We start from the raw sequence: 20,853 nt of genomic DNA on the forward strand, positions 1-20,853 counted from the left end.
AAAGAAGGTGTGCTTTTTGACACACCTTCTTTTATCGTGTATAAAACGAATCCGTTATTCAGCCTTAGGTGCTTCTTCCTGTGCAGGAACAGCAGAAACCTCTTCTGAAGCTTCAGCAGCCGAAGTTTCTTCAGCCGCTTTAGCTTCAACAGCTGCAGAAGATTTCTTCGAACGACGAGTACGTGTCGTTTTCTTAACTGCTGCCTTAGCCATATTTTCATCGAAATCTACCAACTCGATAAAACACATTTCAGCAGCATCACCCAAACGATGGCCGGTTTTGATAATACGAGTATAACCGCCCGGACGATCACCGATCTTTACTGAAATTTCTTTGAAAAGTTCTGTAACAGCATATTTGTCCTGCAAATAGCTGAATACAACGCGACGCGAATGAGTAGTATCCTCCTTTGATTTCGTAATCAGCGGCTCAACATACTTTCTCAGAGCCTTCGCCTTTGCGACAGTCGTAGTAATTCTTTTATGCTTAATCAAAGAACATGCCATATTAGCCAACATTGCATGTCTATGAGAAGCGGTACGACCTAAATGATTGAATTTTTTATTGTGTCTCATTTTTTATTCTTTATCTAATTTATACTTAGAAATATCTGTTCCAAACGAAAGATTCAGACTCTCAAGCAAATCATCAAGCTCAGTGAGCGATTTCTTACCGAAGTTACGGAACTTCAACAGATCGGTTTTATTGAACTGTACCAAGTCGCCAAGCGTTTCCACATCGGCAGCCTTCAAACAATTCAAAGCACGAACTGACAAGTCCATATCAACCAACTTAGTTTTTAACAATTGGCGCATATGCAAAACTTCTTCATCAAATTCCTCATTGCCGTCTGCATCAGATGTTTCAAGAGTAATCTTCTCATCCGAGAACAACATGAAGTGATAAATCAGAATCTTAGCAGCCTCTTTCAACGCCTCCTTCGGATGAATGGAACCATCTGTTGTAATTTCAAGGATCAGCTTTTCATAATCGGTCTTCTGTTCAACACGATAATTTTCAACTGAATACTTTACATTACGAATAGGAGTATAGATTGAATCGATAGGTATTACATTAACATCGGTGCAGAATTCGCGATTTTCATCAGCGGGCACATATCCGCGGCCTTTGTTAATGGTAACATCCATCTGAATAGTTGCTTTTGAATCTAAATGGCAAATAACTAATTCAGGATTTAACACTTCAAATCCGGTCAAATACTTACCTATATCACCTGCCTTAAACTCAGTAGAATTCTCAACGGTAATGCTCACCTTCTCATTTTCGAATTCCTCAACTATCTGCTTGAATCTGACTTGCTTCAGATTCAAGATAATGTTAGTTACATCTTCCTTAACGCCTGGTATGGTAGCAAATTCATGCTCAACGCCATCAATGTGTATCGTATTGATGGCATATCCCTCCAGAGAAGAAAGGAGAATACGGCGTAAAGCATTACCTACGGTAATACCGAAACCGGGCTCAAGCGGACGAAATTCAAATTTTCCGAATTTTGAATCCGCTTCCAACATTAATACTTTATCAGGTTTTTGAAATGCTAATATCGCCATGAAATTAATTATTATTTAGAGTACAATTCAACGATCAAGTGTTCTTTAATGTTTTCAGGAATGTCTGCTCTTTCAGGAATATGCAACAGCTTACCTGTCTTTGAGTTATCATCCCATTCCAACCAAGGGTATTTGCTATGATTGAATCCAGCCAAAGAATCTGCAATCACTTCAAGCGACTTGGATTTTTCACGAACACCTATCACCTGACCCGGCTTAACTGCAAATGAAGGAATACCAACTACCTTTCCATCCACAGTAATGTGTCTGTGGTTAACCAGCTGACGCGCTGCAGCACGAGTAGGCGCAATACCCAAACGGAACACAACGTTGTCCAAACGACATTCAAGGCTTTGAAGCAACAGCTCACCGGTAATACCGTTTTTACGGGCTGCCTTTTCAAACAGATTACGGAATTGTCTTTCGAGAACACCGTAAGTATATTTAGCTTTTTGCTTTTCAGCCAACATGATACCGTATTCAGAGGTCTTTCTGCGACGAGAATTTCCATGCTGACCGGGAGGATAGTTTTTCTTTGACAAAACTTTATCAGCTCCGAAAATTGCCTCACCGAATCTACGGGCAATTTTTGATTTTGGTCCAGTATATCTAGCCATTTTTCTTCTAATTTAATTGTTAAAATGAACTCAATTTGTTGCAGCCGCGATTACAGAAAGGAAATGCAATCCATTAAACAAAATCAAGTTACATCTGAAAACAGGTTATCTTAATTACACTCTTCTTCTTTTCGGAGGACGACAACCATTGTGTGGCAATGGAGTAACGTCAACAATTTCAGTAACTTCAATACCCGCACCATGAACAGTTCTGATAGCAGACTCACGTCCGTTTCCAGGACCTTTCACATAAGCTTTAACCTTTCTCAGGCCCAAATCATACGCCACCTTTGCGCAATCCTGAGCAGCCATCTGCGCTGCATAAGGAGTGTTCTTCTTGGAACCTCTAAATCCCATCTTTCCTGCTGAAGACCAAGAAATCACCTGACCTTCATTGTTTGCTAAAGAAATAATGATGTTGTTGAATGAAGAATGAACATGCAACTGTCCATTTGCATCAACCTTGACATTTCTTTTTTTAGCTGCGACTGTTTTTTTTGCCATATCAACAATTATTATTTAGTAGCTTTTTTCTTATTTGCAACTGTTTTCTTTCTTCCCTTACGCGTACGCGCATTGTTTTTTGTGCTCTGTCCTCTCACGGGAAGGCCAAGACGGTGACGTATGCCACGATAGCAACCAATATCCATCAAACGTTTGATGTTCAACTGGACTTCGGAACGTAAATCACCCTCAACTTTGTACTCAGCGCCTATAATCTCACGAATTTTAGCCGCCTGCTCATCGGTCCAATCCTTAACTTTCAGGTCACGGTCAATGCCGGCCTTATCCAAAATTTTTGCTGAACTGCTGCGTCCGATACCATAAATGTATGTTAACGCAATCTCACCTCTTTTGTTCTGAGGCAAATCTACACCAACTATTCTTATAGCCATATACTACAAATTATTTTTTTTGCAAAAATAATAAATTATCCTTGACGTTGTTTATACTTAGGATTTTTCTTGTTAATAACATACAAACGGCCCTTACGTCTAACAATTTTGCATTCCGGCGTACGTTTCTTTAATGATGCTCTTACTTTCATATCTTTCTATTCTTTTATTTGTATCTAAAAACGATTCTTCCTTTCGACAAATCATAAGGTGACATCTCTACCTTTACTTTATCTCCAGGAAGTATTTTAATGTAATGCATTCTCATTTTACCAGAAATATGGGCAGTGATCTCGTGTCCGTTTTCCAGTTCAACTCGAAACATTGCGTTAGACAATGCTTCAACAATAACTCCATCTTGTTCAATAGCTGATTGCTTTGCCATATTTAAATTGCTTTATCTCCTAATACTTGTTCTATATACTCAAAAGATGATAAAATCTCAGCCTTACCCAAACCTACAGCAACTGTATGTTCGAAATGAGCCGCCATTTTCTTATCTTGCGTCCTGATGGTCCAGCCGTCATTCATCATATAGATATTACGCTCACCCTGACAAACCATCGGTTCGATAGCGATACACATCCCCCGCTTCAAGAGAGGACCCGTACCTTTTCTTCCGTAGTTTGGCACCGGAGGATCTTCATGCATTTCCTTTCCGATACCATGTCCTACCAATTCGCGGACAACTCCATAGTTGTGTGCCTCGCAACAATCTTGGACAGCACATCCTATATCACCGACTCTGTTGCCATGAACCGCTTTTTGAATCCCGAGATAGAGCGCCTCTTTTGTAGTTCTCAACAGCTTCATCACTTCCTCATCAACCTCACCTACACAAAACGTATAAGCTGAATCACCGCAAAACCCATTCAAAGAAGTACCGCAATCAATAGAAACTATATCTCCCTCCTTCAATGGTATGTCATTAGGAATCCCATGAACAACCACATCATTAACGGAAGCACAAATTGAACCTGGAAAGGGAGGCCCATAAGGACTTGTAACCCCCTTAAAGGTAGGAACGGCTCCATTATCGCGAATAAATTCTTCAGCAATCTTATCCAGTTGCTTAGTGGTAACGCCCGGCTTTATGTTTTTTGCCACTTCAGCCAGAGTTCTGCCGACAAGCAGATTACTCTGACGAAGAAGCTCTATTTCATCATCTGTTTTGAGATAAATCATCACAGCATTAAATTAGTAAGCACCGACATTCGCACGTCCCTTGATTCTTCCTGAACTGAGAAGACCATCATAATGGCGCATCAACAAATGACTTTCAACCTGCTGCAGCGTGTCAAGCACAACTCCGACAAGAATAAGCAGTGAAGTTCCGCCAAAGAACTGTGAAAACTCAGCCTGAACGCCAAAGAGGCCGGCAAATGCAGGCAAGATTGCAATGATAGCCAAGAATATAGAACCAGGCAGCGTGATTCTTGACATAATGGTATCAAGATACTCCGCTGTATTTTTGCCTGGTTTGATTCCAGGAATAAAGCCATTATTACGCTTCATATCCTCTGCCATCTGATTTGAGTTGATTGTAATCGCCGTATAAAAATAGGTAAATACAATAATCAATGCTGCAAATACCAGATTGTACCAGAAACTGGTATGATCAATCAACGCTCTGGCTATCCCGCTGGCATTTTCAACGTTCGAGAAACCTACGATAGTAATAGGTATAAACATGATTGCCTGCGCAAAAATAATAGGCATCACATTTGCTGCATTCACCTTCAGAGGAATATACTGTCTGGCTCCGCCGTACTGCTTATTGCCGACGATACGTTTGGCGTATTGAACAGGAACCTTCCGAACCCCCTGAACCAACATAATGGCAGCCGCAATCACAAGCAGAAGGCATACCAGCTCGATAAGGAACATGATGATACCACCGGCACCCGGCGAAGCAAGCCGTGAAACGAACTCACCCGAAAAAGACTGAGGCAGACGAGCAATGATACCAACCATAATGATCAAAGAAATACCATTGCCTATACCCTTGTCTGTAATTCGTTCACCCAGCCACAGTATGAACATGCTGCCACCTGCAAGGATTAAAGTTGAAGTTATAATAAAGAAAGTCCAATCTAATGAAGCATTAAGAGCCGGACCTGCTTGCATCTTTAAATTAATCAGGTATGAAGGAGCTTGGAATACGAGAATAATGATAGTCAGAATACGAGTATACTGATTTATTTTTCTACGGCCGCTTTCACCTTCACGCTGAAGCTTCTGGAAGTATGGTACAGCTATGGCCAGCAACTGAATGACAATTGAAGCCGAGATGTACGGCATAATACCCAGTGCAAAAACTGAAGCATTAGAAAAGGCACCTCCGGAAAACATATTCAACAAGGCAAGAAGACCTTCGCTCGTCTGTTCGTGCAATTTGGACAACATGTCAGGATTTATTCCCGGAAGAACCACGAATGAACCGAACCTGTAAATTGCAACAAACAATATAGTAATGAGGATCCGTTTTCTTAGATCCTCAATTTTCCATATATTTTTTAATGTTTCAATAGATCGTATCATTGAATCAGAGTTTTACTGCATTACCACCTACGGCTTCGATTGCAGCTACCGCACTTTTTGAAAAAGCATTAGCTTCAACATCAAGCTTGATAGTTAAACTACCGTTACCAAGAACTTTCACTAACTGATTAGAAGAAATAATACCTGCTTCAATAAAGTCATTAACACCTACTTTTGTCAGATTCTTAGCTTCTGCAAGTTTCTGAAGAGCATCGAGGTTAACAGCTTTGTATTCAACACGGTTGATATTCTTGAAACCAAATTTCGGAACGCGACGCTGGAGAGGCATCTGACCTCCTTCAAAACCAATCTTCTTTGAATAACCTGATCTTGATTTAGCTCCTTTATGTCCTCTAGTAGAAGTTCCACCCATGCCTGAACCCGGACCACGACCGATACGTTTTCTGGCTTTATTGGAACCTTGAGCAGGACGTAAACTACTTAAATTCATATTGTAAAATCTTTATCTATTAACAATATATTACTTAACCACTTGAACCAAATGACGCACTTTACGAATCATTCCCAAAATAGAAGGTGTATCTTCCACTTCAACTACATGATTCATCTTCTTAAGTCCAAGTGAATCCAAAGTTCTCTTCTGATCGATGGGAGAACCAATTCTACTCTTAATCTGCTTAACCTTAATAGTTGCCATGAATACCTCCTTATCCTCTAAAAACTTTGTCCAAACTGATACCACGAACCTGCGCGATTGTGCGGGCATCTCTCATTTCATTCAAAGCCAGAATTGTAGCTTTAACCAGATTATGAGGGTTGGAAGAACCTTTTGACTTAGCAAGGACATCCGTAACGCCTACACTCTCCAAAACTGCACGCATCGCACCTCCGGCAACAACACCGGTACCGGTAGATGCCGGCTTGATGAATACATTAGCACCGCCAAATTTTGCGGTTTGTTCATGAGGCACAGTACCTTTGATGATAGGAACACGAGTAAGATTCTTCTTGGCAGCTTCTACTCCTTTAGCGATAGCCGCAGTAACTTCACCTGCCTTTCCAAGTCCCCAACCAATGATACCGTCTTCGTTTCCAACGACTACAATAGCAGAAAAGCTGAAAGTTCTACCACCTTTAGTCACCTTGGTCACACGGTTGATGGCAACCAATCTGTCTTTTAACTCAATATCGTTAGTTATCTTAACTCTATTATAAACTGCCATAATCAATTAAAATTTAAGTCCACCGTTACGTGCAGCATCTGCAACCTCTTTTACTCTCCCATGATACAAGTAACCATTACGGTCGAATACGACAGTCGTAATACCAGCTTCCTGAGCTTTCTGGGCAATCAATGCACCCACTTTGGCAGCCTGTTCCTTCTTCGGCATTTTATCCATGCCCAAAGAAGAAGCTGCAGCCAGTGTTGTTCCGCTCAAGTCATCGATGACTTGAACATAAATCTGCTTGTTGCTTCTAAAAACACTCATTCGCGGACGTTCAGGTGTACCTGATATTTTCTTACGAATTCTATATTTGATTCTAATCCGTCTATTCATTTTTGTTGTCATAATAATGCAATTTTATGTGAATTACTTAGCGCCAGCTGATTTACCAGACTTTCTCCGAATTTCTTCGCCAACAAACTTGATACCTTTACCTTTATAAGGTTCAGGCTTACGGAAAGAACGAATTTTTGCACAAACCTGACCAAGCAGCTGCTTGTCACAAGATTCCAATATAATAAGAGGATTCTTATTTCTTTCAGACTTAGTTTCAACTTTAACTTCAGGAGGCAACTGCATAAAGATGTTATGCGTATAGCCCAGAGCGAAATCAATAACGTTGCCGTTATTTGATGCGCGATAACCGACACCTACGAGTTCCAGTTCTTTTCTATAGCCTTTGGACACACCTTCAACCATATTATGAACCAACGCACGATACAGGCCGTGGAAAGCATGACGCTGCTTAGGATTATCCACCAGAGCGTCTTCTCTTTCTTTCAGAATAACATGGCCGTCAACAATTTCAACGCTGATCGAAGGATCCACAAACTGGCTCAACTCACCTTTCGGGCCTTTAACATTCACTACGTTATCCTTAAGAGTAACAGTAACTCCGGCAGGAATAACAACGGGTAATTTACCTATTCTTGACATCGTTTATCCTCCTACATTAATATACAAAGCAAAGAACTTCGCCGCCAATTTTCAGCTTTGCGGCTTCCTTGTTTGTCATGACACCTTTGGATGTAGATAAAATAGCAATACCTAATCCATTAATTACTCTCGGCATGTTTTTATAGCCAGTATACTTACGCATACCCGGAGTAGATACTCTCAGCAGCTTCTTGATAGCATTTTCCTTACTAACTGCATCATACTTCAAAGCTACCTTGATAGTACCCTGAGGACCATCTTCAATAAACTTATAGTTCAGAATGTACCCCTGGTCAAAAAGGATCTTGGTTATTTCCTTTTTCAAATTTGAAGCAGGTACTTCCACAACTCTGTGCTTAGCACTGATTGCATTTCTCAATCTTGTGAGATAATCTGCGATTGGATCTGTTGTCATAAAATAAATTGTTAAATTAATCAGGACTACCCTGACAATATTTAATAAAAAAATTACCAGCTAGCTTTCTTAACGCCTGGAATCAAACCGTTAGAAGCCATTTCACGGAACTGAATACGTGAAATGCCAAACTGACGCATATATCCTCTGGGACGACCTGTCAGTTTGCAACGGTTGTGCAAACGAATCGGGTTGGAATTTCTAGGCAGTTTCTGAAGTTTCTGAGCAGCTTCAAAAGCAGCAACAGGGTCGCCTGAATTCACAATCTTCTTCAACGCAGCACGCTTCTCAGCATACTTTGCAACAAGCTTGGCTCTTTTAACCTCACGAGCCTTCATTGATTCTTTTGCCATAATCTATCAATCTTTTTGTGCGTTTTTAAACGGTAAACCGAATTCCTTCAGCAGCTCATAACCCTCTTCATCTGTTTTGGCAGAAGTAACAAAAGTTATGTTCATACCAAGAATCTTAGTGATATTGTCGATGTTTATTTCCGGGAAAATAATCTGTTCCTCAATACCGAGGGTATAATTACCTTTACCGTCAAACTTACTCTGAATGCCTTTGAAGTCGCGGATACGCGGCAAAGCGACGCGAACCAGTCTTTCAAGGAATTCATACATTCTGTCACGGCGCAAAGTCACCATAACACCGATCGGCATCTGCTTACGCAACTTGAAGTTAGCGATATCCTTGCGTGAAACGGTAGCCACAGCTTTCTGTCCAGTGATGGCAGTCAGCTCGTTAATAGCGACATCAATAATCTTCTTGTCATTAACAGCCATACCCAAGCCCTGATTAATCACAATCTTCTTGAGTACGGGAATTTGCATGGGCGAAGAATACTGGAATTTATTCTTCAACGCAGGAGCAATGCGCTCTGCATATTCTTTCTTAAGGCTTGCAGTATTACTCATCATTTAATCTCCTCTCCTGATTTTTTAGCGTAACGAACAAATGTTCTTCCGTCAGAACTTTCTCTTCTCCCGATACGAGTCGGCTTTCCTGTCTTAGGATCCAACGGGTTCAGATTAGAGATGTGCACAGGGGCCTCCATCTTCACCAAACCACCCTGAGGATTCTTAGCACTCGGCTTAGTTCTCTTAGATACCATATTGATACCTTCAACCACAGCGCGCTGTTCCTTAACGAGAACTTTCAACACACGTCCAGTTTTGCCTTTGTCATCACCGGAGTTCACGTAAACTATATCGCCTTTTTTAATATGTAACTTACTCATTACTTTTGAATCTTTTACAAAATTAAAGTACTTCAGGTGCCAAAGAAACGACTTTCATGTTTACTGCACGCAACTCACGGGCAACGGGGCCGAAGATACGGCTTCCACGAATTTCGCCTGCATTGTTCAGCAAAACGCAAGCATTGTCATCAAAACGAATGTAAGAACCGTCAGCACGACGAATTTCTTTCTTTGTACGTACAATCAAAGCCTTTGATACTGCACCTTTTTTAATATCACTTGAGGGGATGACGCTCTTTACAGAAACGACAATCACATCCCCTACAGAAGCGTAACGTCGCCCTGTTCCGCCGAGTACGCGGATGCAGAGAGCTTCCTTTGCGCCACTGTTGTCACATACTGTAAGTCTGGATTCTGCCTGTATCATAATTATTTAGCTCTTTCAATAATTTCAACCAATCTCCATCTCTTAGTCTTGCTCAAAGGACGAGTTTCCATAATACGGACAGTATCGCCGATCTGGCAGTCATTCTTCTCATCGTGAGCATGATATTTCTTCGTCTTAGCGACGAATTTGCCATAAATAGGGTGTTTCTCCTTAAATCTGGTAGCAACGACAATAGTCTTGTCCATCTTGTTGCTCACTACAACACCCGTTCTTTCTTTTCTTAAATTTCTACCTTCCATGAGACCAATTTTATTTATTAAGTTCTCTCTGACGCAATACTGTCTTCATGCGCGCAATAGTTCTGCGCAAAGTTTTAATCTGAGCAGGATTTTCAAGCGGAGAAATCGCATGATTCAGCAGCATCTGCTTGTAGTTCATCTCCTCTGTCTGCACACGTTCAGCCAATTCGTTAGTCGGCAACTGTCTAATTTCTGCAATCTTCATAACTCATTAAACATTTTGACTTGCGTCGTAATCACGTCTTACAATAAACTTAGTAGTAACTGGAAGTTTCTGAGCGGCAAGACGCAAAGCTTCTTTCGCCACATCAAAGGAAACACCTTCCACCTCAATGAGAATGCGTCCAGGAGTAACAGGAGCCACAAATCCTTCGGGGTTACCTTTTCCTTTACCCATACGCACATCTGCAGGCTTGCGAGTAATAGGCTTGTCAGGGAAGATGCGAATCCAAATCTGACCTTGACGTTGCATATATCTTGTCACAGCAATACGGGCAGCTTCAATCTGACGACCGGTAATCCATCTTGTTTCCAAAGACTTGATACCAAAGCTTCCGAAAGCCAACTGATGGCCTCTCTGGGCGATACCCTTTGCGCTGCCTTTCTGCTGTCTTCTGAATTTTGTCTTTTTCGGTTGTAACATAATTCCTAAAATTCAAATTCGTTAGCGATTGTTGTTTTTCTTTCTGCGGAAATTCTTTCCACCATTGTTGTTGCCGCCACGTCCGCTGTTCTCTTTTGTCTGAACGAAGTTCGGCGCAAGCTCACGCTTGCCATAAACCTCACCGCGGCAAATCCATACCTTGATACCCAACAGACCAACTTTTGTCAAGGCTTCAGCGTGACAATAATCGATGTCTGCACGGAAAGTATGCAACGGCGTGCGTCCTTCCTTATACATTTCAGAACGAGCCATTTCAGCGCCGTTCAAACGACCGGAAATCAAAACCTTGATACCTTCGGCACCCATACGCATCGTGTTAGCGATAGCCATCTTGATGGCACGGCGGTAAGCGATTTTGCCTTCAACCTGGCGGGCGATGTTGTTAGCTACGATCACAGCGTCAAGTTCAGGTTTCTTCACTTCGAAGATATTGATCTGGATATCCTTGTCGGTAATCTTCTTCAACTCCTCTTTCAACTTATCAACTTCCTGACCACCTTTACCAATGATAAGACCCGGACGAGCAGTGCAAACTGTGATAGTCACAAGCTTGAGAGTACGTTCTATTACAATTCTTGAAACGCTGGCTTTTGCAAGTCTGGCATTCAGGTATTTACGGATTTTGCTGTCTTCCAACAAAGCATCACCATAGTTCTTGCCACCGTACCAATTAGAATCCCATCCTCTGATAATTCCTAAACGGTTGCTTATCGGATTAACTTTCTGTCCCATCTAGATCTCAATTTTTATCATTAGTATTCTTTGATCCCACGAACAAAGTCACGTGATTAGAACGTTTGCGAATTCTGTAACCTCTACCCTGCGGAGCCGGTCTCATTCTTTTCAGAGTCACTCCTTCGTCAACAAAAATCGTAGTCACAAACAATTCGCCGTCTTCGGCCTTACGTTCGTTTTTCTGTTCCCAGTTTGCGATTGCAGAGCGCAACAGCTTTTCAAGTCTGATAGAAGCCTCTTTTGTAGAGAACTTCAGCACACCCAGCGCTCTGTTCACCTCCATACCACGAATCATGTCAGCCACAAGGCGCATTTTCCGAGGAGAAGTAGGCACATTCCGCAATTTTGCAAAATACATGGTTTTACGGGCTTCCTTAATTTTTTCAGCCGATATTCTTTTTCTTGCTCCCATTATTTTTATTACTTTTTTGTTTCAACAAGCAATCCTGTCATTATTTTTTCTTGTTACCTGCATGACCACGGAATGTACGTGTCGGAGCGAACTCTCCCAACTTGTGTCCAACCATGTTTTCAGTAACATAAACAGGAATAAATTTGTTACCGTTATGAACTGCAATTGTATGCCCGACAAAATCAGGCGAAATCATTGAAGCTCTGGCCCATGTCTTAACAACTGACTTCTTGCCGCTTTCATTCATCGCAAGCACTTTCTTTTCCAGTTTTACGTCAATATACGGACCTTTTTTTAATGAACGACTCATAAATTACTCAATTAATCAGTTGTTTTTACTTTCTTCTCTCGATTATATACTTAGACGACTGCTTCTTCGGTGATCTAGTCTTCAAGCCCTTAGCATACAATCCCTTACGAGATCTCGGATGACCTCCGGACTGACGACCTTCACCACCACCCATCGGGTGATCAACAGGGTTCATTACCACACCACGGTTGTGCGGGCGACGTCCCAGCCAGCGTGAACGTCCGGCCTTACCCGAAGACTCCAGCGCATGGTCTGAATTCCCGACGCTACCGACAGTAGCTCTACAAGTACATAAAATCTTTCTCAACTCACCTGAAGGCAATTTGATAACGCAATACTTGCCTTCGCGAGAAGTCAACTGAGCAAAATTACCAGCCGATCTTACAAGCACAGCTCCTTGACCGGGGTGCAACTCAATGTTATGAATCACCGTACCCACCGGGATGTTTTCGAGCGGAAGCGTATTACCAATCTCAGGCGCTGCGTCCGGTCCTGACATCAAAGTAGTGCCGACTTGCAATCCATTAGGAGCAATGATGTATCTCTTTTCACCATCAGCATAAAACAGCAAAGCGATACGAGCCGAACGGTTCGGATCGTATTCAATTGTCTTCACGACTGCTGGAACACCGTCTTTGTTTCTCTTGAAGTCAATCAAACGATATTTTCTCTTGTGACCGCCGCCAATATAGCGCATTGTCATCTTTCCGTCGTTGTTACGACCACCTGTAGAACGCATCCCGCGTACAAGAGATTTTTCTGGTACCGATGCAGTAATCTCTTCAAAAGTACCAATAATCTTGTGTCTTTGCCCCGGTGTTGTGGGCTTAAATTTACGTACTGCCATCTTCTATTTAAATATTGCTGTAAAAATCAATAGTGTCGCCTTCCTTCAAGGTTACAATCGCTTTCTTGTAAGCGTTTGCGCGGCCCTTGATAAGGCCGGATTTGGTATAGCGTGTCTTGTTCTTGCCCATATAGCGCATTGTATTTACAGACACAACTGTCACGTTATATAAAGCCTCGATTTCACGCTTGATCTCAAGCTTGTTAGCGTCCGGACGCACCACAAAGCCGAAATGATTCAGCTTGTCAGTAAGGCGCGTCATCTTTTCTGTAACTAGCGGTTTAATGATTATTCTCATAATTCTTCAGCCTCTTTTATTATTTAACCAACGTTTCCTCGATAGCTTTCAACGCATTCTCAGTCACAACAATAGTTTCCGCGTTCAATACAGTGTATGTATTCAGCGCAGAAGCAATTGCCATATTAGTACGCTCTAAGTTACGAGCGGACAAATATACGTTTTTATTCGCTTCCGGCAAAACCATAAGAAGTTTCTTGCCAGTTACTTTCAGATTATTCACAACATTTATAAATTCTTTAGTCTTAGGAGCTTCAAAAGAGAAGTCTTCTACAACTATAATGCTGTTGTTCTGTGCCTTATATGACAGAGCTGACTTGCGAGCAAGAACTTTCAGCTTCTTGTTCAGCTTGAAAGAATAGTCACGAGGCTTCGGACCGAACACGCGTCCGCCACCTACCAAAAGCGGAGAATTGATATCACCGCGGCGAGCACCGCCTCCACCTTTCTGACGACCCAACTTTCTGGTAGAACCACTGACTTCGCTTCTTTCTTTTGACTTGTGAGTACCCTGACGCTGGTTAGCCAAGTACTGCTTCACGTCCAGATAGATAGCGTGATCATTCGGTGTAATCCCGAAAACAGCATCATTCAAGACAGCCTTTCTTCCGGTATCCTCACCCTTAATATTTAATACATTAACTTCCATTATTTCTCAATTATTACGATTGAACCTTTGTAACCCGGAACTGAACCCTTGATCAACAGCAGGTTGTGCTCGGGTATAACTTTTAATACTTGCAAGTTGTGAGTAGTCACTCTGTCACCACCCATACGGCCGGCCATGCGCATTCCCTTAAATACTTTTGCAGGATACGAACAAGCACCGATAGAACCCGGCTTGCGGGCGCGGTTGTGCTGACCGTGTGTGCTCTGACCTACACCACCAAATCCGTGGCGTTTTACAACACCCTGGAAACCTTTACCTTTAGAAGTACCGATAACGTCAACATAAGCTGAGTCGTTGAACAGTTCTACGGTAATTGTGTCACCCAAATTCAATTCTTCTGAGAAATCTTTGAACTCGGCCAAGTGTCTCTTGGGCGTTACTCCGGCTTTCTTAAAGTGACCCATCAGCGGCTTGGTTGTGTGCTTATCCTTCTTGTCCTGGAAGCCCAACTGAACAGCTGCATAGCCATCTTTTTCTACATTTTTAATCTGAGTAACCACACAAGGACCAGCTTCGATAACAGTGCATGGTACATTCTTACCATCAGCACTGAAAACGGATGTCATTCCGATTTTCTTTCCTAATAATCCTGGCATTTCAGTTAATTTTTAATACATTAAACTTTAATTTCTACTTCTACTCCGCTCGGCAATTCCAGCTTCATCAAAGCGTCTACCGTTTTTGCCGTTGAGCTATAAATGTCAATCAGACGTTTGTAAGAGCTCAGCTCAAACTGTTCGCGAGATTTCTTGTTCACGAAAGTTGAACGGTTAACTGTAAAGATACGCTTGTGTGTAGGCAATGGAATCGGACCGCTTACGATAGCACCCGTAGCCTTTACTGTCTTTACGATCTTTTCTGCTGACTTGTCAACCAGATTGTGATCGTAAGATTTCAATTTGATTCTGATTTTTTGACTCATTTGTTTTCCAACATTTAAAATTAATATAACAAGAAAATGAAGCTTGAGGGTTAAGAGTCATTCGCTAACCCTCATCAGCTTCAATTTATTTTTCAGATATTACACCAGATCCGCACGTCCCTTAACTTCCTCGAGCACTGCCTTGGCAATTGAAGAAGAAACCTGCGCATGGTGATCGTAAGTCATTGAAGAGGTTGCACGGCCCGAAGTGATGGTACGCAACGCCGTCACGTATCCGAACATTTCTGCCAGCGGAACCATAGCCTTCACGATGCGGGCACCCGAACGGCTGGTTTCCATACCTTCAACCTGACCGCGGCGCTTGTTCAAGTCACCGATCACGTCACCCATGTTTTCTTCCGGAGTTACAACTTCCAGCTTCATGATCGGCTCCATCAGCACCGGACCTGCCTTAACGCAAGCGTTCTTGTAGGCCTGGATGGCACAGATTTCGAACGAGAGCTGGTCAGAGTCAACCGGGTGGAACGAACCGTCTTTCAGAACGACTTTCAGCGAATCAAGCGGGAAGCCGGCCAACACACCGTTCTTCATGGCTGTCTGGAATCCTTTCTGCACAGAAGGAATGAATTCCTTAGGCACGTTACCGCCCTTCACTTCATCAACGAACTGCAGACCGCCCTGCTTCCAGTCTTCGTCAACCGGGCCTACCGATACAATGATGTCGGCAAACTTACCGCGACCACCCGACTGCTTCTTGTAAACCTCACGAAGTTCAACTGTCTTGGTGATGGCTTCCTTATAGTTAACCTGCGGACGGCCTTGGTTACATTCAACCTTGAACTCGCGTTTCAGACGGTCGATAATGATATCCAAGTGAAGCTCGCCCATACCAGAGATGATAGTCTGGCCGGTCTGCTCGTCTGTACGTACAGTAAATGTCGGGTCTTCTTCAGCCAGCTTAGCCAAACCGTTAGACAGCTTGTCCAAGTCTTTCTGAGTCTTCGGCTCTACTGCGATACCGATAACCGGTTCCGGGAAGTCCATAGACTCCAGTACAATCGGAGCTGTTTCGTCGCACAGCGTATCACCCGTACGGATATCCTTGAAACCTACACCTGCACCGATATCACCTGCGCTGATCACGTCAACCGGATTCTGCTTGTTAGAGTGCATCTGGAACAGACGGGAAACACGTTCCTTCTTGCCCGAACGAGAGTTGTAGATATAAGAACCTGCTTCAACCTTACCTGAGTAAACACGGAAGAAAGTCAGACGTCCTACATACGGGTCAGTGGCAATCTTGAATGCCAAAGCCGAAGTCTTTTCGTTTTCATCCGGCTTGCGGTCTTCTTCAGCACCGGTAGCCGGGTTGGTACCTACAATGTTCGGAGTGTCCAGCGGAGATGGCAGGAATGCGCACACATAGTCAAGCAAAGTCTGCACACCCTTGTTCTTGAATGAAGAACCGCACAGCATCGGCACGATTTCCATCTTCAAGGTTCCGGCACGCAAGGCACGGAGGATTTCTTCTTCAGTGATTGTGGAAGGATCATCAAAATACTTCTCCATCAGCGCTTCATCAAATTCAGCAACCTTTTCCAGCATCTTGTCTCTCCATTCCTGAGCTTCGTCAATCAAGTTAGCCGGGATGTCATCAACCTCATAGTCAGCGCCCATGGTTTCATCGTGCCAATAAATCGCCTTCATCTTGATCAGATCGACAAGACCCTTGAAGTTTTCCTCAGCACCGATAGGAATTACCACCGGACACGGGTTAGCGCCCAGAATGTCCTTCATCTGGCGGACAACTTCAAAGAAGTCGGCACCCGAACGGTCCATCTTATTGACATAACCGATACGCGGAACATTGTACTTGTCAGCCTGGCGCCATACAGTTTCCGACTGCGGCTCAACGCCGCCGACAGCACAATAAGTAGCCACCGCACCGTCAAGCACACGCAGAGAACGTTCAACCTCAGCAGTAAAGTCAACGTGTCCCGGAGTGTCAATCAAGTTAATTTTATATTTGTTGCCCGCATAAGTCCAGTACGTAGTAGTAGCTGCAGAAGTGATAGTGATACCACGTTCCTGCTCCTGCTCCATCCAGTCCATAGTAGCCGCACCGTCGTGAACTTCACCAATCTTGTGGGTCAAACCGGTGTAGAACAGAATACGTTCTGAAGTTGTCGTCTTACCGGCATCGATGTGAGCCATGATACCGATATTACGGGTCAAATGCAAATCATGTTTAGCCATCTTAAATCCTTATTAAAGTGTTAATTAGAATCTGAAATGAGCGAATGCACGGTTAGCTTCGGCCATACGGTGCATATCCTCTTTACGTTTGAAAGCACCTCCCTGTTCATTGTAAGCGTCAAGGATTTCTGCTGCCAGCTTGTCAGCCATCGACTTGCCTCCACGCTTGCGCGCGAAAGAAATCAAGTTCTTCATGGAGATTGACTCTTTACGTTCGGGACGGATTTCAGTAGGAACCTGGAAAGTCGCTCCACCGATGCGGCGGGACTTAACTTCGATTTGCGGAGTTACGTTTTCCAAAGCCTTTTTCCACACTTCCAATGCTGATTTTTCTTCACCCGGAAGCTTGTTCTCAATCGTTTTCATCGCTCCGTAAAAGATTTCATACGACTTGTTCTTCTTTCCATCATACATCAGATGGTTAACGAACTTGGAAACTCTTACGTCACTGTAAACCGGATCCGGAAGGATCACGCGTTTCTTTGGTTTTGCTTTTCTCATTTTGTTTGATAATAATGTTCAGTTTGGGGCTGCATCATGTTTACTTCAACATCTCCTCCGAGACATTTACTCAACCTTAAAGCTTTTTCCAACAAACCAAAACGGATTAATAAAAAGTTTTGTCTAGGATTGTACTCAGCAAACAATTACTTCTTGCCTTTTCCTGCCGGAGCCTGTCCTGGTTTCGGACGCTTAGCGCCGTATTTGGAACGTCTTTGTGTACGGCCAGCCACACCCGCTGTATCCAATGTACCGCGAACAATGTGATAGCGCACACCCGGAAGGTCTTTCACACGACCGCCGCGAACCAATACGATTGAGTGTTCCTGCAGGTTGTGTCCTTCACCCGGGATGTAAGAGTTCACTTCCTTAGAGTTTGTCAGACGCACACGGGCAACTTTACGCATTGCTGAATTCGGTTTCTTCGGAGTTGTAGTGTAAACACGCACGCAAACGCCACGTCTTTGCGGACATGAATCGAGTGCCGGCGATTTACTCTTCTCAACCAAAACCTTTCTTCCTTTTCTTACTAACTGTTGAATAGTAGGCATTTTGTTTGATTTTTAATTGTTATATATTTTGTTTATTGTTTTTCCAATCCAAGCGAAACTACGCATTTCGGGCTGCAAAATTACAAATAACTTTTTAATAGACAAACTGTTTTATAATAAAAAAGGTCCGACCCGCCGAAAAAAGACGGCAATCGGACCTCAAGCTGATTATTTTATACTTTTTTAAGCCTCTCCCTTGAAATCGCTCAACGGCGGAACAAAAGTTTTGCCGCCCTGCTGCTGTTCGGGCATGCGGATCGTTCCGAAAGTCTTTTCATATTTCGCCACATTGTCCTGCAAGGCAAAGAGAAGGCGCTTGGCATGTTCGGGCGTCATGACGATTCGCGACTGCACGCTGGCTTTAGGCAGACCGGGCATAATGGCCACAAAATCAATGATGAACTCTGATGTAGAATGTGTCAGTATAGCAAGGTTTGCATAGGTTCCCTTTGCAACTTCTTCCTTCAGCTCAATCTGAAGCTGGTTCTTGTTTTCGTTTTCCATGATTATTGTCTTTATAATTGGTTTCAAGTTTGCAGGGACAAATTTAAAGAAAAAGTTAGGATTTCAAAAACGGAGAAAGCAGAAAATTGCAGCGGCAGGGAGCAAAGCACTTGACTTCGCGCGAAAAATTCATTATATTTGCTGAAGACATTCTACGGTTCACGTGCTGGTCTATATGGTTCATACATGCGAACCGTACGGATCACCTATATGGACCATACGGTTCACGTGCTGGACTGTAATATTTTTCAAACAATTCAACCCAAATGCCTATGCCTGCACAGTATGATTTCAGAAAAAAACCTTCTTTCAAGGACCCCGAACAAAGCGAAACGGCGGAAAGCCAAGAAAACGGCAAGAGCTTCTATCCCCAAATAGTTTCGAAAGGGACGTTGTCGTTTCAGGAACTGGCCGAACAGATCTCCAGAGCTTCCAGCTTCAAGACGGGGGATGTGATCGGAATAATGACAGAGATGGAAAGATGGATCTTGCACTACATCTCACAAGGCTACCATGTACAAGTCGGAAACATCGGGTTTGCCTCAGCACGTCTGGAGGCCAAACGCATGGTGACAGATCCGTCCAAACGGAACGCTCAGTCGGTCGAATTCGCTGGAGTAAACTTCAGAGCTTCACGCACATTCAGCAACGGATGCTCAGGCCAGATTGAAAGAGCCAGAAAAGAATGCAGGTTTCAAGAGAGCAGAACCTCCACCGAGGAGTCAAGATGGGAGAAGCTGGAAGCATACCTGAAGTCAAACCCGTCCATCACCCGTACCGAATACGGCGAAATGACCGGCCTGCTGAAATCCAAAGCACTTAGGGATTTGCAGAAATGGGTCAAGGAAAAGAAACTGGGGACAAAGGGGCGTGCTCCGCACAAGATCTTCATCTTGCCGGAATAGCCGGCACCTCTACCCCATCCCATAGAAGACAAGCGCTTGCAAACCTGCTAATGGGCTCTTATAAGTATGCCAAGATTGAAAAAATCTGATGATAAGATATGCGCAACATTCTCACCTTTTTATTTGTTCTCAACAGGAATAATCACTAATTTTGTGGTATTCTAATAGACATGTGTTATGTCAAATGATGCAATCAAACAAGAACTATTGGCGAAGCTAAAGCAGGAGCATTGCTTTTGGTCGTACAATGAGGATTCAATCAAGGATATTCCCGATGATATGCTGATTGAAAAGACCTTGTTGCATCTTGACTTGGATGAAATCAACCAGCTTTTCCTGATTTATCCTTTTAAGAAGATAAAGCAGGTATGGCTGGATTACCTTATCCCGCAAGAGGAATATCTCTACACATTGAACCGCTTCTTTGCTTGGTACTATTTCAAGGCGAAGAAGCCGGATGCCTATATAAAGTCTATGGCTACCCGTCACCTAAATAAGATGCTTGCATGAAAGGTTTAGCACCACACACCCGACAAATCTTTGAAGCGGTTTCTAAATTAGACTGCATCAAGCCCTATCTTTTGGTGGGTGGTACTGCCTTGTCCTTGCAGATAGGTACACGCCAAAGTGAAGATTTGGACTTTATGAAATGGCGGACTTCCAAAACTGAAAAGATGGAAGTGGCATGTTACCAGATAGAGAAAGAGCTTGCCACTGTTGGCGAAATCCAACATAAAGACATTTTGGACATAGACCATGTGGAGTATGTGGTGGCTGGAGTGAAATTCTCCTTTTATGCCTGTCCGAAGTATTCTCCTGTTGATAAGCCTGTGGATTACTTGAATCATGTACGATTGGCTGATGTAAAAGCCATTGGAGCTATGAAGATGGAGGTCATGTTGCGCAGGAGCAACTTCCGTGACTATTATGATATTTACTCCATCCTAAAGTCTGGTGTTTCTATCAATGAACTAATATCTTTAGCTCTTTCCTATTCAGGGCATCGGCTTAAATCCAAGAATCTGCTTGCCATGCTGACCAATGGCAACCGCTTCGCAAGAGATGCACACTTTGAACAGCTTGCACCTGTGTATGCTGTCACTGCCCAAGAAATAGAAGACTATATCAAGTCGTGTTTGAGATAGTTTCATAAATTAGATTTTTTCTGAATCACCCTATAAAAATGGACTTGCTTCTAAAAAGTCCTCATTCCTCTTGTCTAATTTTCAATTTATCTTATTTCATCTTTTAAGAGTGTCAGAAAG

Annotated in this window: 37 protein-coding genes; 3 read left to right on the forward strand and 34 right to left on the reverse strand. The window is 43.0% G+C overall.

The annotated features are described in order from the left end of the window. Positions 1-54: 54 nt before the first annotated feature. The 34 genes from rplQ to NW212_RS13455 all read right to left on the reverse strand — a co-directional run bounded on the left by rplQ (position 55) and on the right by NW212_RS13455 (position 18,683). Positions 55-576, reverse strand: coding sequence for a 50S ribosomal protein L17 (rplQ, locus tag NW212_RS13290; RefSeq protein WP_258339124.1), 522 nt, complete (start codon positions 574-576; stop codon positions 55-57). 3 nt (positions 577-579) lie between these two features. Beyond that, positions 580-1,572 carry a DNA-directed RNA polymerase subunit alpha gene (locus NW212_RS13295; RefSeq protein ID WP_258339125.1) on the reverse strand — a complete coding sequence of 331 codons (993 nt, stop codon included), beginning with the start codon at positions 1,570-1,572 and terminating at the stop codon, positions 580-582. Between the two features lie 11 nt (positions 1,573-1,583). Beyond that, positions 1,584-2,189, reverse strand: a complete 606-nt coding sequence (gene rpsD / locus NW212_RS13300; RefSeq protein ID WP_258339126.1) for a 30S ribosomal protein S4 — start codon at positions 2,187-2,189, stop codon at positions 1,584-1,586. A 114-nt stretch (positions 2,190-2,303) separates the two neighbouring features. Then, positions 2,304-2,693, reverse strand: coding sequence for a 30S ribosomal protein S11 (gene rpsK, locus NW212_RS13305; protein ID WP_258339127.1), 390 nt, complete (start codon positions 2,691-2,693; stop codon positions 2,304-2,306). Between the two features lie 11 nt (positions 2,694-2,704). After that, positions 2,705-3,085 carry a 30S ribosomal protein S13 gene (gene rpsM, locus NW212_RS13310; protein WP_258339128.1) on the reverse strand — a complete coding sequence of 127 codons (381 nt, stop codon included), beginning with the start codon at positions 3,083-3,085 and terminating at the stop codon, positions 2,705-2,707. A gap of 35 nt (positions 3,086-3,120) precedes the next feature. Then, entirely contained in the window at positions 3,121-3,237 is a 117-nt protein-coding gene (gene ykgO / locus NW212_RS13315) for a type B 50S ribosomal protein L36 (protein WP_005645768.1), read from the reverse strand. Positions 3,238-3,251: 14 nt separating this feature from the next. Beyond that, positions 3,252-3,470, reverse strand: coding sequence for a translation initiation factor IF-1 (gene infA, locus NW212_RS13320; protein ID WP_178542651.1), 219 nt, complete (start codon positions 3,468-3,470; stop codon positions 3,252-3,254). A 2-nt stretch (positions 3,471-3,472) separates the two neighbouring features. Continuing rightward, entirely contained in the window at positions 3,473-4,270 is a 798-nt protein-coding gene (gene map / locus NW212_RS13325) for a type I methionyl aminopeptidase (protein WP_258339129.1), read from the reverse strand. 12 nt (positions 4,271-4,282) lie between these two features. After that, positions 4,283-5,626 carry a preprotein translocase subunit SecY gene (gene secY, locus NW212_RS13330; RefSeq protein WP_258339130.1) on the reverse strand — a complete coding sequence of 448 codons (1,344 nt, stop codon included), beginning with the start codon at positions 5,624-5,626 and terminating at the stop codon, positions 4,283-4,285. A gap of 4 nt (positions 5,627-5,630) precedes the next feature. Beyond that, on the reverse strand, positions 5,631-6,077 hold the full coding sequence (gene rplO / locus NW212_RS13335) for a 50S ribosomal protein L15 (protein WP_258339131.1): 447 nt from the start codon (positions 6,075-6,077) through the stop codon (positions 5,631-5,633). Positions 6,078-6,107: 30 nt separating this feature from the next. Continuing rightward, positions 6,108-6,284: a 50S ribosomal protein L30 gene (gene rpmD, locus NW212_RS13340; protein ID WP_258339132.1), complete on the reverse strand. Its 177-nt coding sequence runs from the start codon at positions 6,282-6,284 to the stop codon at positions 6,108-6,110. A 10-nt stretch (positions 6,285-6,294) separates the two neighbouring features. Continuing rightward, complete coding sequence (rpsE, locus tag NW212_RS13345) at positions 6,295-6,810, reverse strand: 30S ribosomal protein S5 (RefSeq protein ID WP_258339133.1); 516 nt, start codon at positions 6,808-6,810, stop codon at positions 6,295-6,297. 6 nt (positions 6,811-6,816) lie between these two features. Then, positions 6,817-7,158, reverse strand: coding sequence for a 50S ribosomal protein L18 (gene rplR / locus NW212_RS13350; protein WP_258339134.1), 342 nt, complete (start codon positions 7,156-7,158; stop codon positions 6,817-6,819). Between the two features lie 21 nt (positions 7,159-7,179). Then, positions 7,180-7,749 carry a 50S ribosomal protein L6 gene (rplF, locus tag NW212_RS13355; protein WP_258339135.1) on the reverse strand — a complete coding sequence of 190 codons (570 nt, stop codon included), beginning with the start codon at positions 7,747-7,749 and terminating at the stop codon, positions 7,180-7,182. 16 nt (positions 7,750-7,765) lie between these two features. After that, entirely contained in the window at positions 7,766-8,164 is a 399-nt protein-coding gene (rpsH, locus tag NW212_RS13360; protein WP_258339136.1) for a 30S ribosomal protein S8, read from the reverse strand. A 53-nt stretch (positions 8,165-8,217) separates the two neighbouring features. Next, positions 8,218-8,517 carry a 30S ribosomal protein S14 gene (gene rpsN / locus NW212_RS13365; protein WP_258339137.1) on the reverse strand — a complete coding sequence of 100 codons (300 nt, stop codon included), beginning with the start codon at positions 8,515-8,517 and terminating at the stop codon, positions 8,218-8,220. A gap of 6 nt (positions 8,518-8,523) precedes the next feature. Beyond that, positions 8,524-9,081, reverse strand: coding sequence for a 50S ribosomal protein L5 (gene rplE / locus NW212_RS13370; protein WP_258339163.1), 558 nt, complete (start codon positions 9,079-9,081; stop codon positions 8,524-8,526). Further along, a complete protein-coding gene (rplX, locus tag NW212_RS13375) occupies positions 9,081-9,404 on the reverse strand; it encodes a 50S ribosomal protein L24 (RefSeq protein ID WP_258339138.1) in 324 nt (107 codons plus the stop codon). Before rplX ends, rplE begins: the two co-directional genes overlap by 1 nt. Positions 9,405-9,426: 22 nt before the next feature. After that, positions 9,427-9,792, reverse strand: a complete 366-nt coding sequence (rplN, locus tag NW212_RS13380) for a 50S ribosomal protein L14 (protein WP_258339139.1) — start codon at positions 9,790-9,792, stop codon at positions 9,427-9,429. A gap of 2 nt (positions 9,793-9,794) precedes the next feature. After that, positions 9,795-10,052, reverse strand: coding sequence for a 30S ribosomal protein S17 (rpsQ, locus tag NW212_RS13385; RefSeq protein WP_258339140.1), 258 nt, complete (start codon positions 10,050-10,052; stop codon positions 9,795-9,797). A gap of 10 nt (positions 10,053-10,062) precedes the next feature. Next, entirely contained in the window at positions 10,063-10,257 is a 195-nt protein-coding gene (gene rpmC, locus NW212_RS13390) for a 50S ribosomal protein L29 (protein ID WP_258339141.1), read from the reverse strand. Positions 10,258-10,263: 6 nt separating this feature from the next. Further along, entirely contained in the window at positions 10,264-10,695 is a 432-nt protein-coding gene (gene rplP, locus NW212_RS13395; RefSeq protein ID WP_258339142.1) for a 50S ribosomal protein L16, read from the reverse strand. A 21-nt stretch (positions 10,696-10,716) separates the two neighbouring features. Continuing rightward, positions 10,717-11,448 carry a 30S ribosomal protein S3 gene (gene rpsC / locus NW212_RS13400; RefSeq protein ID WP_258339143.1) on the reverse strand — a complete coding sequence of 244 codons (732 nt, stop codon included), beginning with the start codon at positions 11,446-11,448 and terminating at the stop codon, positions 10,717-10,719. 7 nt (positions 11,449-11,455) lie between these two features. Further along, on the reverse strand, positions 11,456-11,863 hold the full coding sequence (rplV, locus tag NW212_RS13405; protein WP_258339144.1) for a 50S ribosomal protein L22: 408 nt from the start codon (positions 11,861-11,863) through the stop codon (positions 11,456-11,458). 40 nt (positions 11,864-11,903) lie between these two features. Beyond that, positions 11,904-12,173 carry a 30S ribosomal protein S19 gene (rpsS, locus tag NW212_RS13410; RefSeq protein WP_258339145.1) on the reverse strand — a complete coding sequence of 90 codons (270 nt, stop codon included), beginning with the start codon at positions 12,171-12,173 and terminating at the stop codon, positions 11,904-11,906. Between the two features lie 25 nt (positions 12,174-12,198). After that, on the reverse strand, positions 12,199-13,020 hold the full coding sequence (gene rplB / locus NW212_RS13415; protein WP_258339146.1) for a 50S ribosomal protein L2: 822 nt from the start codon (positions 13,018-13,020) through the stop codon (positions 12,199-12,201). A 7-nt stretch (positions 13,021-13,027) separates the two neighbouring features. Further along, positions 13,028-13,318: a 50S ribosomal protein L23 gene (gene rplW / locus NW212_RS13420; RefSeq protein WP_258339147.1), complete on the reverse strand. Its 291-nt coding sequence runs from the start codon at positions 13,316-13,318 to the stop codon at positions 13,028-13,030. A gap of 19 nt (positions 13,319-13,337) precedes the next feature. After that, positions 13,338-13,967, reverse strand: coding sequence for a 50S ribosomal protein L4 (gene rplD / locus NW212_RS13425; RefSeq protein WP_258339148.1), 630 nt, complete (start codon positions 13,965-13,967; stop codon positions 13,338-13,340). Continuing rightward, positions 13,967-14,584: a 50S ribosomal protein L3 gene (rplC, locus tag NW212_RS13430; protein WP_258339149.1), complete on the reverse strand. Its 618-nt coding sequence runs from the start codon at positions 14,582-14,584 to the stop codon at positions 13,967-13,969. The genes rplD and rplC overlap by 1 nt, the downstream gene beginning before the upstream one ends. A gap of 20 nt (positions 14,585-14,604) precedes the next feature. Continuing rightward, complete coding sequence (gene rpsJ, locus NW212_RS13435; RefSeq protein ID WP_005941888.1) at positions 14,605-14,910, reverse strand: 30S ribosomal protein S10; 306 nt, start codon at positions 14,908-14,910, stop codon at positions 14,605-14,607. A gap of 99 nt (positions 14,911-15,009) precedes the next feature. Then, positions 15,010-17,127 (reverse strand): elongation factor G, encoded by a 2,118-nt coding sequence (gene fusA, locus NW212_RS13440; protein ID WP_258339150.1) that lies wholly within the window; start codon positions 17,125-17,127, stop codon positions 15,010-15,012. A gap of 24 nt (positions 17,128-17,151) precedes the next feature. Beyond that, positions 17,152-17,628 carry a 30S ribosomal protein S7 gene (rpsG, locus tag NW212_RS13445; RefSeq protein WP_258339151.1) on the reverse strand — a complete coding sequence of 159 codons (477 nt, stop codon included), beginning with the start codon at positions 17,626-17,628 and terminating at the stop codon, positions 17,152-17,154. 146 nt (positions 17,629-17,774) lie between these two features. Beyond that, a complete protein-coding gene (gene rpsL / locus NW212_RS13450) occupies positions 17,775-18,179 on the reverse strand; it encodes a 30S ribosomal protein S12 (RefSeq protein WP_258339152.1) in 405 nt (134 codons plus the stop codon). A 183-nt stretch (positions 18,180-18,362) separates the two neighbouring features. Then, a complete protein-coding gene (locus tag NW212_RS13455; protein WP_258339153.1) occupies positions 18,363-18,683 on the reverse strand; it encodes a DUF3467 domain-containing protein in 321 nt (106 codons plus the stop codon). 272 nt (positions 18,684-18,955) lie between these two features. On the opposite strand from NW212_RS13455, the gene NW212_RS13460 reads away from it, so the two are divergent. The 3 genes from NW212_RS13460 (at position 18,956) to NW212_RS13470 (ending at position 20,733) form a co-directional block, all read left to right on the forward strand. Next, entirely contained in the window at positions 18,956-19,588 is a 633-nt protein-coding gene (locus NW212_RS13460; protein WP_258339154.1) for an HU family DNA-binding protein, read from the forward strand. A gap of 177 nt (positions 19,589-19,765) precedes the next feature. After that, positions 19,766-20,098: a hypothetical protein gene (locus NW212_RS13465; protein ID WP_258339155.1), complete on the forward strand. Its 333-nt coding sequence runs from the start codon at positions 19,766-19,768 to the stop codon at positions 20,096-20,098. Further along, positions 20,095-20,733, forward strand: coding sequence for a nucleotidyl transferase AbiEii/AbiGii toxin family protein (locus NW212_RS13470; protein WP_258339156.1), 639 nt, complete (start codon positions 20,095-20,097; stop codon positions 20,731-20,733). Before NW212_RS13465 ends, NW212_RS13470 begins: the two co-directional genes overlap by 4 nt. Positions 20,734-20,853 lie beyond the last annotated feature (120 nt).

This window comes from Bacteroides sp. ET225, assembly GCF_024733745.1.
Lineage (GTDB): Bacteria > Bacteroidota > Bacteroidia > Bacteroidales > Bacteroidaceae > Phocaeicola > Phocaeicola excrementipullorum.